18 protein-coding genes and 2 pseudogenes are annotated in these 16,254 nt (G+C 52.9%); 10 read left to right on the top strand and 10 right to left on the bottom strand.

All coding sequences use genetic code 11. The features are described from left to right. Nucleotides 1-6: 6 nt before the first annotated feature. Genes BXA01_RS12050 through BXA01_RS12020 form a run of 7 tightly spaced genes read right to left on the bottom strand, consistent with a single transcriptional unit; the run spans nucleotide 7 to nucleotide 4,883 of the window. Nucleotides 7-1,080 (bottom strand): ArsO family NAD(P)H-dependent flavin-containing monooxygenase, encoded by a 1,074-nt coding sequence (locus BXA01_RS12050; protein ID WP_076564222.1) that lies wholly within the window; start codon nucleotides 1,078-1,080, stop codon nucleotides 7-9. A gap of 29 nt (nucleotides 1,081-1,109) precedes the next feature. Next, nucleotides 1,110-1,532, bottom strand: coding sequence for an arsenate reductase (glutaredoxin) (gene arsC, locus BXA01_RS12045; protein WP_076564221.1), 423 nt, complete (start codon nucleotides 1,530-1,532; stop codon nucleotides 1,110-1,112). Between the two features lie 19 nt (nucleotides 1,533-1,551). Then, complete coding sequence (gene arsH, locus BXA01_RS12040) at nucleotides 1,552-2,265, bottom strand: arsenical resistance protein ArsH (RefSeq protein WP_076564220.1); 714 nt, start codon at nucleotides 2,263-2,265, stop codon at nucleotides 1,552-1,554. 47 nt (nucleotides 2,266-2,312) lie between these two features. Then, the gene (locus BXA01_RS12035) at nucleotides 2,313-2,783 is read right to left on the bottom strand and encodes an arsenate reductase ArsC (RefSeq protein WP_003395039.1); all 471 of its coding nucleotides are present in this window, start codon (nucleotides 2,781-2,783) and stop codon (nucleotides 2,313-2,315) included. A gap of 16 nt (nucleotides 2,784-2,799) precedes the next feature. Then, nucleotides 2,800-4,083, bottom strand: a complete 1,284-nt coding sequence (locus BXA01_RS12030) for an arsenic transporter (protein WP_076564219.1) — start codon at nucleotides 4,081-4,083, stop codon at nucleotides 2,800-2,802. A 24-nt stretch (nucleotides 4,084-4,107) separates the two neighbouring features. After that, nucleotides 4,108-4,452 (bottom strand): metalloregulator ArsR/SmtB family transcription factor, encoded by a 345-nt coding sequence (locus tag BXA01_RS12025; protein ID WP_007247283.1) that lies wholly within the window; start codon nucleotides 4,450-4,452, stop codon nucleotides 4,108-4,110. An 8-nt stretch (nucleotides 4,453-4,460) separates the two neighbouring features. Beyond that, on the bottom strand, nucleotides 4,461-4,883 hold the full coding sequence (locus BXA01_RS12020) for an arsenate reductase ArsC (RefSeq protein WP_076564218.1): 423 nt from the start codon (nucleotides 4,881-4,883) through the stop codon (nucleotides 4,461-4,463). Nucleotides 4,884-5,012: 129 nt separating this feature from the next. On the opposite strand from BXA01_RS12020, the gene arsN2 reads away from it, so the two are divergent. From arsN2 to BXA01_RS27705, 3 genes and pseudogenes are all read left to right on the top strand, one after another. Next, nucleotides 5,013-5,477, top strand: coding sequence for an arsenic resistance N-acetyltransferase ArsN2 (gene arsN2 / locus BXA01_RS12015; RefSeq protein ID WP_076564217.1), 465 nt, complete (start codon nucleotides 5,013-5,015; stop codon nucleotides 5,475-5,477). A 253-nt stretch (nucleotides 5,478-5,730) separates the two neighbouring features. Further along, nucleotides 5,731-5,888, top strand: a pseudogene (locus BXA01_RS27710) (peptidase S24); the annotation flags it as partial. Beyond that, nucleotides 5,875-5,994, top strand: a pseudogene (locus BXA01_RS27705) (Y-family DNA polymerase); the annotation flags it as partial. The pseudogenes BXA01_RS27710 and BXA01_RS27705, both read left to right, overlap by 14 nt. 147 nt (nucleotides 5,995-6,141) lie before the next feature. Here the strand turns inward: BXA01_RS27705 and BXA01_RS12010 are convergent. Further along, nucleotides 6,142-6,615, bottom strand: a complete 474-nt coding sequence (locus BXA01_RS12010) for a phosphatidylglycerophosphatase A family protein (protein ID WP_076564216.1) — start codon at nucleotides 6,613-6,615, stop codon at nucleotides 6,142-6,144. A gap of 497 nt (nucleotides 6,616-7,112) precedes the next feature. Between BXA01_RS12010 and BXA01_RS12005 the strand changes: the two genes are divergently transcribed. Then, nucleotides 7,113-9,311 carry an ATP-binding protein gene (locus tag BXA01_RS12005; protein WP_076564215.1) on the top strand — a complete coding sequence of 733 codons (2,199 nt, stop codon included), beginning with the start codon at nucleotides 7,113-7,115 and terminating at the stop codon, nucleotides 9,309-9,311. 281 nt (nucleotides 9,312-9,592) lie between these two features. Here BXA01_RS12005 and BXA01_RS27115 read toward each other — a convergent pair whose 3' ends face one another. After that, entirely contained in the window at nucleotides 9,593-9,988 is a 396-nt protein-coding gene (locus BXA01_RS27115) for a hypothetical protein (protein ID WP_177345029.1), read from the bottom strand. Between the two features lie 78 nt (nucleotides 9,989-10,066). Between BXA01_RS27115 and chrA the strand changes: the two genes are divergently transcribed. The 6 genes from chrA to BXA01_RS11970 all read left to right on the top strand — a co-directional run bounded on the left by chrA (nucleotide 10,067) and on the right by BXA01_RS11970 (nucleotide 13,730). Next, entirely contained in the window at nucleotides 10,067-11,272 is a 1,206-nt protein-coding gene (gene chrA, locus BXA01_RS11995; protein ID WP_076564214.1) for a chromate efflux transporter, read from the top strand. Nucleotides 11,273-11,282: 10 nt separating this feature from the next. Continuing rightward, nucleotides 11,283-11,588: a PadR family transcriptional regulator gene (locus tag BXA01_RS11990; RefSeq protein ID WP_076564213.1), complete on the top strand. Its 306-nt coding sequence runs from the start codon at nucleotides 11,283-11,285 to the stop codon at nucleotides 11,586-11,588. A 34-nt stretch (nucleotides 11,589-11,622) separates the two neighbouring features. Further along, nucleotides 11,623-12,165 carry a hypothetical protein gene (locus tag BXA01_RS11985; protein WP_157115963.1) on the top strand — a complete coding sequence of 181 codons (543 nt, stop codon included), beginning with the start codon at nucleotides 11,623-11,625 and terminating at the stop codon, nucleotides 12,163-12,165. After that, nucleotides 12,162-12,482, top strand: coding sequence for a hypothetical protein (locus BXA01_RS11980; RefSeq protein ID WP_231991031.1), 321 nt, complete (start codon nucleotides 12,162-12,164; stop codon nucleotides 12,480-12,482). Before BXA01_RS11985 ends, BXA01_RS11980 begins: the two co-directional genes overlap by 4 nt. Continuing rightward, on the top strand, nucleotides 12,475-12,990 hold the full coding sequence (locus BXA01_RS11975) for a hypothetical protein (RefSeq protein ID WP_076564211.1): 516 nt from the start codon (nucleotides 12,475-12,477) through the stop codon (nucleotides 12,988-12,990). The genes BXA01_RS11980 and BXA01_RS11975 overlap by 8 nt, the downstream gene beginning before the upstream one ends. A gap of 254 nt (nucleotides 12,991-13,244) precedes the next feature. Further along, entirely contained in the window at nucleotides 13,245-13,730 is a 486-nt protein-coding gene (locus BXA01_RS11970) for a GIY-YIG nuclease family protein (protein WP_076564210.1), read from the top strand. A gap of 166 nt (nucleotides 13,731-13,896) precedes the next feature. Here BXA01_RS11970 and drt4 read toward each other — a convergent pair whose 3' ends face one another. Then, on the bottom strand, nucleotides 13,897-15,546 hold the full coding sequence (drt4, locus tag BXA01_RS11965) for an antiviral reverse transcriptase Drt4 (RefSeq protein ID WP_231991030.1): 1,650 nt from the start codon (nucleotides 15,544-15,546) through the stop codon (nucleotides 13,897-13,899). Between the last annotated feature and the right edge of the window lie 708 nt (nucleotides 15,547-16,254).

The following is a 16,254-nucleotide window of genomic DNA, read 5'->3' as shown; positions in this document are numbered from 1 at the left end:
GAGCCATCAGGCTTCGCTTGTGAGATAGGTTTGGACTTGGTTGACTACATCCCGAGCGGTGCGGGTTACCCCGATTAATGTAGCGGAGGCAAGTCCCGTCCAATCGCCGTAGCCCACCAGCCACAGATTAGGTGAAGCAACACTCCGGTTTTCATTAACGGCGACTTTACCGTCATCGTCAACGATCCCCAGGTTGGCCAGGTGGTTGAGCGCTGGAGAAAATCCAGTACACCAGATGACGGCATCGATCTTTGTCTCAGCCCCCGATGGCCACACAACACCTGTTGAGGTGAAGTGCGTAAATGGCCGCACGGTGTTCAGCACGCCGCGTTCGCGAGCTTCCTTTACCGGTGGCACCATCACAATGTCTCCCAGCCCTCCAACGGGCTGTTGAGGCTCCATCCCATCTTGTTGTGCCTTCAATCTAGCAGTGGCCCGCTCGAACAGGACGCGACCATCGACCTCGTCTGGAAGATACTTAGGCGATTGCTGAGTCACCCAGATTGCGTGAGCCACCTCCGAAACTTCGGCGTAAATCTGGGCACCCGAGTTACCACCGCCGACGACCAGCACTGCCTTCCCCTCGAACTCACTCGGCCCAACGTAGTGAGCGGAATGGATTTGCTGCCCCTCGAATAGCTCCTTCCCTGGATAGGTGGGAATAACCGGACTGTTCCACGTGCCTGTTGCACTGATGACCGCTTTGGCATCCCAGAAAGTATCCCCGGAAAAAACGCGCAACCCGCCTTCGATGTTTTCGACATGGGTCACCCGCGTGGAACGGATGATGGGGAAGTCATATCGGCGTTCGTACTGAGTTAGATAGTCGACAACATCGTCCCGCCCAGGAGTCCCCTCGGATACTGCTGGCATGGGCCAGCCGGCAATTGAGCTCCAAGCAGACGGCGAGAATAGTCTCAGAGAATCCCACCCATGCGGCCAGGCCCCTCCCGGTGCCGACTCGGCGTCGAGTAATACGTAGGAAAGGCCTGTACGCCTCAAAAAATAGGCTACGGTGAGCGCGGATTGGCCACCGCCGATGACCACTACATCAAATTTCGAGTTTTGATTCACCAGCATCTCTCCAGGCCCATCTGCTTTACATCGGTTTAAACCCTGCGGCCATTCTCATCAATGACGACTTGTCCGTCTTCTTTGACGAAGCTGCCGCGCTGCTCCTGCGGTAGAAGGTCGAGGACTGCCTCTGACGGACGACACAAGCGTGTGCCCAAAGGCGTCACGACGATGGGGCGATTGATCAAGATGGGATGAACCATCATGGCATCGATGAGCTGGTCATCAGTCAGTGACGCATCGCCGAGTCCTAGCTCCTCGTAGGGAGTGCCTTTAATACGAAGCAGGGCCCGCACCTCAATACCCATATCCTTGATCAACCTGACAAGCGTGGTGCGGTCAGGTGGGGTCTGTAGGTACTCAATAACAGTCGGCTCTTCTCCGCTGTTGCGGATCAGCTCCAAGGTGTTGCGAGAGGTGCCACATTGCGGGTTGTGATAGATCGTGATCTGACTCATACCGTTTCCTCGCGGTGAGTTAAATGGAGCGCTGGTTGACGCGCTTGGACAGCTCTTCAGCTGACTCTTTACGCTCGGAGTAGCGATCAACCAAGTAGTCCTGGCGACCCCGCAACAGCAGCGTGAACTTCATCAGCTCTTCCATCACGTCCACCAGTCGGTCGTAGTACGAGGACGGTTTCATACGGCCTGCCTCGTCGAACTCGGTGAACGCCTTGGCCACCGAAGATTGATTTGGGATGGTGAACATCCGCATCCATCGGCCCAGTACGCGCAGCTGATTGACCACGTTGAAAGATTGCGAGCCACCGCAGACTTGCATCACTGCAAGCGTCTTCCCTTGCGTAGGTCGTACAGCACCTATCGCCAGCGGAACCCAGTCGATCTGGGCCTTGAATACTGCGCTCATGGAGCCGTGCCGCTCAGGCGAACACCACACCTGTCCTTCAGACCATTGCATGAGTTCGCGCAATTCCGCGACTTTGGGATGTGTATCCGGAGCATCATCCGGCAGCGGCAAACCCGAGGGATCGAAGATTTTGGTTTCGGCGCCAAACTCCTCCAACAAGCGGGCTGCTTCCTGAGTCACCAACCGGCTGAAAGAGCGCTCTCGCGTCGATCCATACAGAAGCAAGATTCGAGGCTTATGGAGTGACGGTTTACGCGGCTCCAGTTGCTCCAACGACGGAATGTCGATCAGGTCGGCGTGTACGTTCGGCAATGTATCTTGCATAAAAACTCCTACGGCGGCGCCAGGTTGGGCACCGCCTCGGTTGATCTTTAAAGCGAACCGATGCGATTCAGTTCAGCTTTCAACTGTTCAGCGCTGATGGTCTTCAGTGGCAGCGCAAGAAATGCGCTCACGCGCTCGTGAATTTTGGCGAGTGTGGTTTCAAACGCTGCGGTGATCTCGGCTTCCGACCCGCTAGCGTCAGACGGGTCGGCCAGACCCCAATGCGCCTTCAAAGCTGGCCCAAAGAAGATTGGGCATGCCTCACCCGCTGCCCGGTCACAGACAGTGATCACGATGTCTGGAGGCGAACCTTCAAAAGCATCCGAAGCCTTGCTGCTCAAGCCCGCAGTGGAGATACCCGCCGCCTCCAGCGTTTGCAATGCCCGTTGATTCACCCGGCCACTGGGAAAGCTTCCTGAGCTGACGGCTTCTACACCCTCGGGCGCCAAGTGGTTGAAAAGCGCCTCGGACAGAATGCTGCGGCAGCTGTTGTGGGTGCACATGAACAAGACTTTCATCAGACGATTCCTTGATTCAAAAACTGAGGCGCAGTGCCAGGGCGGACAATGTGGCGACGAGGATGGGCACGGTCAGCACGATCCCGGTCTTGAAGTAGTAACCCCAGCTGATCGTTATGTTTTTCCGTGCGAGCACATGCAGCCACAACAGAGTTGCCAAGCTCCCAATTGGGGTGATCTTCGGGCCCAAGTCGCAGCCGATGATGTTGGCGTAAATCATCGCTTGCTGGACTACACCATCGACTTCGGCGGCATGAATGGATAAGGCGCCTACCAGAACGGTGGGCATGTTGTTCATGATCGAAGACAGCAACGCTGTTAGCAGTCCTGTACCTAGGGACGCGCCCCAAACGCCATAACCGGCGAACACGTTCAGGATCTGCGCGATGTGGTCGGTCAGGCCGGCGTTCTTCAGGCCATAAACAACCAGATACATACCCAAAGAAAAAATCACCACCTGCCATGGTGCCTCTTTGAGCACCTTGCTTGTGTTGATGGCGTGACCACGAGCCGCGATGACGTAAAGAATGAATGCACAGACCGCTGCAATGGCGCTGATTGGTACCCCCAATGGCTCAATGACAAAGAAGCCGATCAGGAGTAGTGCCAGCACCCACCAGCCGGCAACAAAAGTGGCACGGTCGTGGATTGCCTCGTCCGGATTATCCAGTTGGTTGAGGTCATAGGTTTTTGGTAAATCTTTGCGGAAAAACCACAGCAGCATAGCTAATGTCGCCGCCACGCTGACGATGTTTACCGGCACCATGATCGAAGCATATTCGTTGAAGCCGATATCGAAATAGTCGGCAGAAACGATGTTGACCAGGTTGGAAACCACCAGCGGTAAGCTCGCCGTATCGGCGATAAAACCGGCTGCCATAACGAATGCCAACGTAGCAGCAGGCGAAAAACGCAACGCCAGCAACATCGCGATCACAATGGGTGTGAGGATCAATGCTGCTCCGTCATTGGCGAACAGGGCCGACACCGCTGCGCCCAGCAGGACGATAAATGCGAACAGCTTGCGGGTGCTCCCGCCTCCCCACCGGGCCACATGCAGCGCAGCCCATTTGAAAAAGCCTGCCTCATCAAGCAGCAGACTAATGATGATGACCGCGATGAAAGTCCCAGTGGCATTCCAGACGATGCGCCAAACCTCGGGTATGTCTGCGAGGGTAACGACGCCTGCCAGCAACGCCACGATGGCACCGAACATCGCACTCCAGCCCACCCCAAGCCCCTTGGGCTGCCAGATGACAAGGACGATGGTGGCGATAAAGATCAATACTGCAATCAGCATTTCATTAATCCGGTTGGGCGTGAATCAGCTACACACGGCTTGGTTGATCGGACGGTCGTTCATGCCGCAGAGGCGCTTAGCCTCGGTTTCCAGCCATTGCTGATTGGCGTCTACCACTTCCTTCAAAACTGCAGTCACCCACGTGGGCAAATCAGGATTCAGCCGGTAGTACACCCATTGGCCTTGGCGACGATCCAACAGCAAACCGGCAGAGCGCAGCAGCGCCAAATGGCGAGAAATCTTTGGCTGACTCAGGTCGAGTGCTGCCGTTAGCTCGCAAACACACAGCTCACCTTCACTCACGACAAGCAGCGAAATTTTTGCTCGGGTGTCATCCGCCAGGCACTTGAATAAGGTGGTGGGGTTCATGGGTTCTGTCACAGATCCTCCAGGTGTTTGGTCTTGACCAAAACGAAGAGCTTGATGCGCTCGTGGATGTCGTGGAGCGTGTGGCGAAATGCGCCAGGATCATCGCTGGTTACTGGGTCAGGAAAATCCCAGGCAATGACTTCACCTGCACTGGGCATTGGTAGGCACTCGCTTGCGGATTTATCACAAAGAGTAATTACGTAATCGAATCGATCAGCTTGAAACTCGCTGATGGACTTGCTGCGCAGGCCCGTTGCATCGACTCCAACTGCCTCCAATGCCTGAATCGTGCGCGGATCAACCTCAGACGGTTCGGAACCGGCGCTGAAGGCCTCGAAGCTCGGGTCAGTGTGCCGCAGCAAAGCCTCCGCAAGCAGGGAGCGGACTGAGTTGGCAACGCACACGAAAAGCACTTTGATAGCAGGGCTCATGGTTGAACTCGATGCATATGGAAAATCGAATATACGATTTTTCGAATATTCGGTAAAGCGAATATGATGACTGCTGCTTCGGCTTGAGCGGTGACGGCCCATACAAAGCGGCACAAAGGAGATAAAGGGATGAGCAAGGAGATGAGGATCCAGGCAAAGGAAATAGCCGGAGGACAGTGGCAGCGCTTTCGCGATGCGCTGAAATCTGCTGACCTTCCAGCAGACGATATTGATCTTCCAGGCCGAACCTTTTTTGAGTTCACCATGGACGGAAAGAGTGTCGGATGGGGTGGGTTTGAAACATATGGAGCAGATGGATTGCTGCGCTCCATGGTCGTAGCGCCGGCATACAGATCGAAAGGGGTCGGTGTCGCGGTGCTTCGGGTCATTGAAGCGATAGCCGTCGAGCAGGGAATCGCTCGATTTCATTTGCTGACAACAACTGCGTCAGGCTTTTTTGAGCAGCAGGGCTATGCAGTAAATCAACGAGGTTCTGCGCCGCCTATGATTTCTCAGACAGAGCAGTTCAGAGGGCTTTGCCCTGGCTCGGCTTGCTACATGTGCAAGGCGTTATCTGGGGCGGCGGGAAGTTAATCGTCGAGATAATGACGTACTTTTTGGTGCAGATTTCGCCAACTCGAGGACGCTTTGCTGGGCAAGCATGACGGCCTGCTTTTGATCTTTGGGTGATAGACGGGGTGCCACTGACCCCAGCGCTACCAGATTGGCAATCAGATCTGCCGGGGGCTTACGTTCACGGGAGGGATAAAGCTCGGGGGCCGCTTTGTACTGAAGCCCCGTGTAGCAAACAAGTTTTTGTCGGCAGCTATATCTCGCTGATGCCGCTGGGGATATCGTTATCGCAGCGCTTAAATCCGAGTCATTCTGCAACGCCGTGGTGCTTTTATCGGAGAACCAGAAAATCCGGCAAAACATGTCATGGAGGGTGGCGAACTCGTGATCTGGGTGGTGAAGTACAGCGTCCGTGATCATGACAACACGTGAACCTGTCTTCGCCCTGATAGACTGCAACTCGTTTTATGAGAGCTGCGAGCGCGTTTTCAGACCTGACTTGGCGAGGACGCCAATCGTGGTGCTGTCCTACAGCGATCTGAGGGATGGAAGCCGTTAGTAAGTCATGTACAGTCCGCACCACCTCCTGAACTACTCTGGAACAGTCGTTTACAGCCACCAAAAGGCAATCCATTCTTTGTGGTTTACCTGAGGCTCAATCCAGCCGCCTTCGAGAGAATTCTTCTTATGAGGGATGCCACCTACGCCAGAAGGCAATACCAATATTGAGAACAATCCAAGCATAGAGGGCCGCCATAACATCATCCAGAACAATGCCAAGGCCTCCACCAATAGCTTCGATATGGTTGATGGGGGGTAGCTTGGTTGCATCGAAGAAACGAAACAGCAAGAAAGCCACCCCTAACATCCACGGGCGGCGAATCATGCTCAGTCCGACCACTGAGATGGGGAACGCCAAATACTCGTCAGCAACTATGTTGGGTACATCTCCACCTCCCAGCCACAGGGAAGCCCAGTGACACAGCGGCACGGCCATCACCAACAGGATTGCCAAGATGAAAATCTGCCGTCTCGGGGAATAACCGAGCAGCCACCAAGCCAGTGGAAGTCCGAGTAATGAGCCGAATGTTCCAGGCGCCCAAGGCACCCAGCCCAAGCCGAAACCGGTAGCCACTACTGAAAGTGTATGTTCAATCATCAATTCTTGTGCTCCACCTTGTTAGCTGTGAGACCACCCTCAATGCTGACCACTTGGGTGTACCCCATCTTCTGCGTAAGGGGCCGGCGAACACACCTTCCGAGCCCACCCGATAAATGCGATTGTGCCCGCGTAATTTAATCGGACGCCAAACCCGGTATTTGCGTAGCGGCTATCGCGAAGAGGCAAGGTATCAACGCCAATGTCGCTCGCCGGTGGATACCGCTTTCCGGCGGCGCGATCACAATGCTTTAGGCTTTGCCTATGACGAATTTGCTGCATGCCTCAATGGGTTCGCGAAAGGGCCTGCCATCTTCGATATGTCCGAAAATCGATGGGAAAATTTATCGACCTACGCACGAACTACGTGATGAGAGAAATCAAATCGTTGGACTAAGCGTCATAAATCGACAAAACGCAATTTACGTTTGATCACATCGGTTGAACCTAGGCCAATACCCGACGTTCGGATACTAAAACCCACAATAGGTGATGACATGGCAATCGAGGATACGCTTCTGCGCCAGCGCAAAGTGCTCGCCAAATTTGGCGAGCTAGCCTTGGCGTCAGATGACTTAGAGCACATCCTTGATGAAGCATGTCGCTTGGTCGGCGATGCCCTCGAAACCAACATGGCCAAATTCATGCTGCTGTATGAAGACGGCATCACGTTCCTGGTGCGAAACGGTGTGGGTTGGGCGCCTGATGTGGTGGGGAGGGTTCGCGTTCAAGCCTGTGAAGGGAGTCCGGAGCGTTATTCATTAGACACGAAGAGCCCGGTCATTTCGACGGACATATCAACAGAGACTCGATTCCGCTATCACGATTTTCAAATAGAAAATGGGGTGAAAGCCTTCGTCAACGTTTTAGTCCACGGCTCCGAAGGAGAACGTCCTTTCGGGATTTTTGAGGTGGACAGCCAAAATCCTCGTCAGTTTACAGATAGCGATATCGATTTTCTTCGTGGATACAGCAACCTGCTTGGCGCAGCTCTAAATCGTTCCAGAACCTTAAAAGCCATGCGGTTAACCGAAAAAAAATTGCGTGAAAGTGAAAGGCACTACCGCATAGCAGCTGAGTTGAATCCGCTTTGGCCTTGGACGGCAGACAAGAACGGTGACCTTATTTCGATTGATCAGCGTTGGTACGAATATACCGGCCTGACACCTGGCGAGACATTAGGGCGTGAATGGGCCATCGCTGTTCACCCAGAAGATCGGGAGTCATTAACTCTACTTTGGGATCAATCCCTGGCTACGTTGCAGCCTTTCGACTCGCAAATCCGGATACGTAAACATGCGGGAGATCACCGTTGGTTTAGAGTCAGCGCCTTGTGCAGTCTCGACCCCGAAGGACGGTGTGAACAATGGTACGGCACGATTGAAGATATCGAAGATCGCGTGCAGTTAGAAAGCGCGCTGCGGGATTGGAATGATTTACTCGAAGAGCGTATTACTCAACGCACCCAGCAGCTTGAGGCCGAACAGTACGAACGCGCCGTGGCTGAATCCAAGCTTCGGCAAAGTCAAAAAATGGAAGCCGTCGGACAACTCACTGGCGGAATAGCCCATGACTTCAATAATTTGTTAGCTGGCATCCTCGGTAGCTTGGAACTAATGCAACGGCGCATCGATGCTGGACGCTATAGCGAACTGTCCCGTTACAATACAGTGGCTATGACCTCCGCATCTCGGGCAGCAGCTTTAACGCAACGTCTACTGGCATTTTCGAGACAGCAATCACTCGAACCTGAGCTTCTCGAACCTCGGAAGGTGGTTGCGGATCTTGAGGAGATTATCCAGCGCTCGGTCGGGCCGAGCATCGCAGTGGAGTGCTCATTCAAGGTAAATGACCGTATCAAGTGTGACCTTAATCAGCTGGAAAATGCCCTGCTTAACCTCGCCATCAATGCACGAGACGCAATGCCCAATGGCGGCACGATGGATCTTCAGGTCGACCGTTGCATTATAGATCAAGCATTGTCATCTGAAAAAATGCTCCCGTCCGGTTCGTATGTAAGCATTTCCGTCACCGACTCCGGCACCGGAATCAGCTCTGAAATCCTGCCGCGCATTTTCGATCCTTTTTTTACAACCAAGAAGATTGGCGAAGGCACCGGATTAGGCCTGTCGATGATTTATGGCTTCACTCAGCAATCCGGCGGGCAAGTTAGAGTTCATAGCAGCCTCGGTGTAGGCACTACCGTAACCATGTATTTTCCAGTCGATGATTCGAAGCCAGGTGAAATTGAACCCGATTTAGAAATTCCCGATGAAGCCGAGCTATCCGGTCACAACAAAACCATTTTGCTTGTGGACGACGAAGCGGCTATACGTCAAATGGTCGCGGAACTATTATCCGATAGTGGTTACCGGGTTGTTGAAGCAGTGGATAGTGTTTCTGCCATGAAGCAGGCTGAAAAGTTGGAGCATCTAGATTTATTGCTCACCGATATAGGTTTGCCTGGAATGATGAACGGGATCAGCCTAGCGGCCCAATTCAAGCTGAAATACCCACAACTAAAGGTGCTCTTTGTTACCGGATTCGCAGGCGGGTCTAATTTGGTTTCGGTCGATGCGACTACGCGCATACTGACCAAACCTTTCAGCCTGAATGAACTCAGCTCACGAGTACACTCACTGACACAGATAGACACGTCGGGTAGTCGCAATATTAAAAAGGATCTGCCTGATTAACAACGGCTCAGCCCCCATTGATGTCGGTAACGCAATGAGCTAGTACAACGCCTTTAGGCGGGCCTTGTGAAAATTGACCTATAAGCATGGTTGTGCATTACACCGTGACGCGCACGGCATCGACGATCACCACCGAGCCCCCTCGCAACGAACGCCTCTTTGGACAAGCCTGCCTTCAGCAGAAACGCCGACCGTAACGCGCCTTGATTGCCCGACAATCCTCCGAAGAAGCCTGAGATTGCCCCGCCAATTGGAAGCCAGCTGGGAGGAAAGGCCAGCACCTAGACGCGCGGGGACAGTTCTAGCAGTGCGAACAATACGATCAAACTGCCTATGACGGCTCTAACCGCTGTGGTCTCGAGATCCGTGCCTGCGATGGTGTAATGCCAAAGGAGTGGTAGCTGGTCGAAGAACGTCAGGGAACCTGCGCCAAGGATTGCCATGATGGCTCCCGGCACGGCACATCTCACTATGACCGACCAGTTTGCCTGCCGCGCCATAAGGTCAAACTTGAAGAGGTCGTCTGCGAAATGCACTACGGCAGTTGCCGCGATGGCGAGCGGCAGCGGGAAGAACAGGGCGAAGATCGGCATCGGGATCGTGCCCAGCCCGGAACCGGAGAACAAGGTCAGTCCAGATGCCAGCAGGGCCGCAATCCCGATTAGTACGAGTTCCATGGTGCTCACCCTATATCGTGTTTCGATATCGTAATACGATTATTAGCGTCCAACACTGCTACAGATGAAGGAGTAACCATGGCCGATACCACTGGAATTGACCGCAGCCCTTGGGCTGTCTTTCTGATCTTCTTACGATTGGGCCTTACCTCTTTCGGTGGCCCCATTGCCCACTTGGGCTACTTCCGCGATGAATTCGTGACGCGGCGGCAGTGGCTGAGCGAGCGCAGCTATGCGGATTTGGTAGCTCTCTGCCAGTTCCTGCCAGGGCCAGCCAGCAGCCAGGTCGGGATCGCACTCGGGCTTTCCCGATCTGGCTATGCCGGGGCGTTGGCCGCGTGGGCGGGCTTCACTCTGCCGTCTGCGATTGCCCTAATTCTGTTTGCTCTGGGCATCGCCAGTTACGGCGATGCGATGCCTACTGGCGTTCTGCATGGTTTGAAGGTGGTGGCCGTAGCCGTAGTGGCACAAGCTGTATGGGGGATGGCTCGCAATCTTTGCCCGGATGCGCCGCGCATCACTATCATGGCTGCTGCGGCCTGCTTCGTTCTTCTAATGCCGACTGCATTGGGACAGTTAGGGGTCATCGCCATCGCAGCGATAATTGGGCTCTCGCTGTTCAAGCCTCAGCAAGACTCAGTGCATGATCCTCTGCCGATTGTTGTCAGACGTCGAATTGGCCTCCTGTGGTTGACGCTGTTCTTTGCCCTGCTGATGGGATTGCCGTTGCTGTCGGCCGTGTTCCCGAATCAGACGCTGTTGATGGTGGATGCTTTCTACCGTGCAGGGGCACTGGTATTTGGTGGCGGGCATGTCGTGTTGCCACTGTTGCAAGCCGAGGTCGTGCCTACCGGCTGGGTCAGCAATGAATCATTTTTGGCGGGCTATGGTGCGGCGCAGGCCGTCCCTGGGCCTCTGTTCACCTTTGCGGCGTTTCTCGGTGCCTCAATGAACAATGCCCCCTCCGGCTGGTTGGGTGGCCTGGTCTGTTTGCTAGCGATCTTCGCGCCATCCTTTCTGCTGGTAGTGGGGGCGTTGCCATTCTGGGAGCGCCTGCGCCGTAACGTCCGCACACAAGCTGCACTTTTAGGCATTAATGCTGCCGTGGTTGGCCTGCTGCTGGCAGCCCTTTATAACCCTGTATGGACAAGTGCGATTCACGCTCCACAAGACTTTGGATTAGCACTTGTGGCTATGGTCGCCCTGATGTTCTGGAAGCTGCCGCCGTGGCTGGTTGTGGTCGGTAGTGGCGTCGTGGGCGGGCTGTTGAGTATCGTTTTGTGAGGTGCAACGAATGACCGACAAAGACCTTTACGGCGGGCTGATCCGTTTGCACATCCTGCACCACGCCGCAGAGGAACCCATCTTCGGACTAGGCATCATCGAAGAGCTGCGACACCACGGTTACGAACTCAGTGCGGGTACGTTGTATCCGATGCTGCATAGCTTGGAGAAGAAGGGCTACCTGCGCTCGCACCATGAACGCACCGGGCGACGTGAGCGGCGCATGTACGAAATAACCGATGAAGGTCGAGTCGCGCTGGCGGATGCCAAGGTCAAGGTCAGAGAGTTGTTTGGGGAGTTGATCGAGGGGCACTAATGGCACTTATCCAGAAGTGCCTGGGGCTAGTTCCTTGTATCAACAAAAAAGCGTATCTCGGAAAGCATTGCAAAATCAGCAGAATGTGGAAGTGATGAAGAAGATCAAATGGCTAGCGGTTTCAGCTTTGACAGTCGCCCTCGTGGGAGGAACGGCATGGTACATATTTAGCTTGGAGAAGCGGCTCACGCACAGCTTCCGCATGGTCGATGTGATGGCCGACTACCAGCGCTATGCGGACAAGCTCTACTTTGCCGGAACAGAAGAAAACTGGGAGCTGGCGGGGTGGTACCTCTGGAAGCTGCGCAAGGCGTCTTGGGTAGTAGCCGATGGCTCCGTCATCGAATATCGCGGCGTGGAAGATTACGATGTAGCCACCCTGACTCAATCCATGTTGTGGCCTGTCCTGAATCATCTGGACAGCGTCGTTGAGGCGAAAGATCCAACCGCATTTCGGAACGCTTATGAGACCCTTGTCAACACCTGCAATGCGTGTCACCACGTAACCCAGCATGGCTTCGTAAAGATCGTGAAGCCCGAAACGCCGACTTATGGGAATCAGCAGTACAGCAAGTGATTAGCTGGGTCAAAGACAGTGGTTTCGGAGAGGTAAACGACCAGAGAATTCGCTCCAGTGGCATTGTAAAACCTCGCGATGCGGAGGTAATTATCTTCAGTGCCATCAAGGGTTATAAGATTTCTCAAAAACGTGCGGACATTAATGATTTCCTACAGCAAGCATCAGGCGTAGTCGTCCCTCTTCTCGAACGAGTTAAAAAGGCACGAGAGGTGTATCGGATGAGTAGTCGAGGAGAATATGACATCGTGACGGCAGCCAACCTGTCTGAGCTTGCCAAGCTGCTCACTGCGCTCGAGGCGTTTGCAGATGACTGAACTCAGTCATGGCAACGAACCTCAGCAGGCTGCATTGATTCAGGATGAAATCCTAGAGATCTTGAAAGAGGCCAAGGTGCTCGCGCGTAGATTCTATCGCCTGACCGGCAAGCCGCTGGGCGTGACAGGCGAGATCGCAGAGTACGAAGCTGCTACAAGACTCGGCCTGTTACTACATCCTGCAAGGCAGGCAGGTTACGACGCTACAGAGACGCTGGAAGTTGGCGTCGCGAGAATCCAGATCAAGGGGCGCTGTATCCTGAACCCGCAAAAGATTACGGGCCGTATGGGTGCAATTGATCTACGACAACCCTTTGATACTGTGCTCTTGGTACTGCTTGATTCTGAGTTCAACGCATTTGCAATGTACGAAGCGACTCGTGCCAAGGTAGAGGTAGCACTGACCTTGCCTGGCTCGAAAGCCAGAAATGAACGGGGAGCGCTGGCGATTAGGCAATTCATGTCGATAGCTGCGTTGCGCTGGGCTCGTCATGAGCCTAGCGACTAAGAGTATTAACCGCCGTCTGGACGCCGAGTGCTGCGGATATGTCCCGTGTGACGAGCCAGGCTAACGTCCCTAATACGGCACATTAACCATAATTTTTGGGCTTAATGGCCCTATTTGGGGACATTAAACTGAGCGAATAACGCGGCCAATAATGACGATGGCCCCTGCTGCGTGCACTAATACATCACCAGGGCAGAAGATCTCTTTGCCGATGCTGAAAGACAGGGAATCGCAGGCGTAAGAAAGGAGCGGAAATGATCTATTTTTTCATTGAAGATAGTAATGAGAAGGTCAAGATAGGTCGGGCCAAGGACATCGAGCGCCGCAGAAAAGGCCTTCAAACCGGGAATCCGAGGAAGCTTTTACTTCTGGGGTGGATTCGTACAGATGATGACGTGCGACTGGAGAAGGAGATCCATCAGAACCTCTCTCACCTTCGTCGTACTGGCGAATGGTTCGATCTGGATCCTTCCGACATCTTGCCGATCCTTGAGCATTTCGGCATCGATGGTTTTGTCGGTACGACCGACGATTCTTTCGAAGTCATCGGTAATGATCGGGATGGCGTGCCCGAGTATCTCGGCGTCTGGAGTTGGGGCAACCAGGAATGGAACGAGTGCTGCCCTTTCTGCGGAAGTTTCTGCGGCATGCACTTTCAAGACGCGTCGAGTATGTACCACTGCCTAAACTGCGACACGCTTACCACCTTTGATTTTCTGAGTCATCAGGAGGAGGAGTGACAGCTTGAATATTAGCCATATTGGATGAATTCTCGAACAGCTATGCAACGTCGGGCGAGAAGCGACAGGGGAGGGCGCTTCTCACATTGGCAAAGGCCTCTTCGGGCCAAAGCCTGACGGCAGAGGGGGCACGGCAAGCGTGCCTTGGTTGTGAAAAAAGCAATGGTCAATACTTCCCGTCTAGGTAATCCTGGAACCCTACCGGTAATTCATTTTCTTCTCTAAATGGGTTCGAGTAATAAAAGCAATAGTCTTCAGCCTTGGAAGCTTTCTTAGGAGGGTTGAGGAACTGGACGTCATGCTTTTTAAGAATTTCGAAGGTAGGATCATCCATGTAGGGATTCTCTATTTTTTCATAGAGGAAAAGCTGATAAAGCAGAATCCAATTTTGATCAAGTTCGTACAGGGTGCAGTTTTCAATCACCTGGCGAGCATGCGCAACTACAGCATCTGTAGCGGATTCGAAAATACTGAGCAGAGCAATCGCTGTTGCATCACTCGTCTGAATAACCAATTCGATGTTTTCAGCAGTTGGGCGTGAGCTTAGCTGCTTCAAATAATATAGCGCCCAGCACATACCGTCCGAACGGCGATGTAACGCATTGGTTTCGAGGATTCCATTTAGCTTTGCAGTGACGGCCTCTTTGTCATAGTAGTCCGAAGTAGCGTCGATCTTTTCAAGAAGTGGCAAGAGTATTGGGTAGTGCCAGCTTAGGCTGAGAATGTATTGAAATACTGTGGCGGCTGTATCACCCTGAGCTCTATGGCAAATTAGTCCTGCAGCTAGCTTCAATACACTACCATCAGGCACTGCCCTGTTTAAATGTACGGCATAGTCAAGAAAATTTATGGCCTCATGAGTGAAGAGGGTCAAGACTCCGTTGGAATCGGTTCTCCACGGGGTGGCATTAGCTAATTTGGTAACCCAGGAGTCCACCAGCGGTTCCGGTAGCTCGGTTATTTTTGTTTTGCTGAGATTTAGCGTTAAACGGTATCGAGACAGGGCGATGCTCAGGGCACGAATGAATTCCTGAGCCTGAATATGTGTTTCGCAATAGGCCGTATAATCATCAATGTAACGTACAAAGCGAAACTTTCCCGCGAGCTCTCTATCAACCGCAGCCAGAACTATTTCCACCGCAATGCTTGAGGAGCTAGGGCCAACAGGTAGGCCGGAAGTCTCGTTGCGTTTCGCGTTGCGCAGCGATATGTCGAGGGTCGAGCTCCAGTGCTTTTCTCCTCCACGTTCTTGTAGCCGCTCTTTGGCCTTTTCATAACCTTGAATGGCCCATTCTAGAGAGTGTGTGTAGATAGAACCAAAGCAATTGGCTACGTCAGCATGAGCTCTAAAACTCGCACCAAAACTAATTTCCAAAGTGTTTTTTGTTTTTGTTTCATGGTCTTCATAATTCATGATAAACATGCGGCCATCATTATGCTGTTCGGCAGTGATGATGCTGTTTTCATCTTTCATTGATTCGAGTATTTCTAGCCTGTTTTTCTTCAGGTTTGAATATATCCTTGCGTAGGCGAGGGGATGTATAAGGCTGAGCACCCGTGGAACATTGTTAAATCGTGTGGCCTTGTATTCCACAAGGTCGAACCAGTAGGTTTTTCTCTCTCGGCTTAAATTTATGGCTGCTAGCTCCTCAGCAATTTCTGGAGTGAATCTACTTGTTGAGAAGCATGGAGGTAATTCAGTTGCGGAATCTTTTTGATTTGGAAAATAATTCCAACGTGTCAAGGCCTCTAGGAAATGTCTTTCCTCATCGTGAAATACGGCAATATTTGACACCAGACTGGTGAATTCTTTCACTGATTTTATTGCTCCTACGATTTTTGATCGGCAATCGGCTAGAGTTGCACGGCAACACTTGGTAGTTCGGCTGCCATTCTAAAAACAGCCGTACGCGGAGTTAAGATAGTCGCTCGTGCTTGCTGGATTGTCGATCTGGTATGAGTGAGATCGAGAATCCTAGCCCACAGGTGGCTATCACATCACGAAGCGTTAAGGCTCTATGTAGGGGAAGTCTCTAAGTCTCTTTTTGAGCAAATTCTCGCTTAGATTAAGTGCAGGCTTGGTGGGCGCGTAACGTTGTGAGTCAGAGCTCATTTCTCATTTTATAAGGATGTCGGAGTCATCCTGTCGCATACCTACCGTGACGAAGTGTCAATCCTGTCCCGCCTATGCCGGAGGTCGCGCTGGATCGAGTGTCAATCAGGCGGCGTGCCTATTAGATTTCTGTCAATCAGTGTCGCATGGGTTGACGGTCAATCAGTGTCGCATATTGATTCGGCAATGGCCTTATTTTTAAGGGGTTGCAAGCTGTCAATCTATAGAGCGGTCAGTTGATACCAAGCACTATTGGCCCGAAAATCCCCTTGTGGCAGAGGCCACGGCGCGGGCGAAGCCTCGCGGGACGTAATCGTTCTCGTATGTGATTTTGTCGGGGGGAATGTCCACGTTCCGAGGATATTTACCATGCTATTCAGTCGCCGCAGAGGGTTCTGCTCAGGCAGCTTT

Origin of the sequence: Pseudomonas sp. B10 (assembly GCF_900156235.1) — a bacterium.
In the GTDB taxonomy this organism is placed as follows: Bacteria; Pseudomonadota; Gammaproteobacteria; order Pseudomonadales; family Pseudomonadaceae; genus Aquipseudomonas; species Aquipseudomonas siliginis.
The sequence above is the reverse complement of the archived record's forward strand: the minus strand, read 5'-3'. Positions and strand labels throughout refer to the sequence as shown.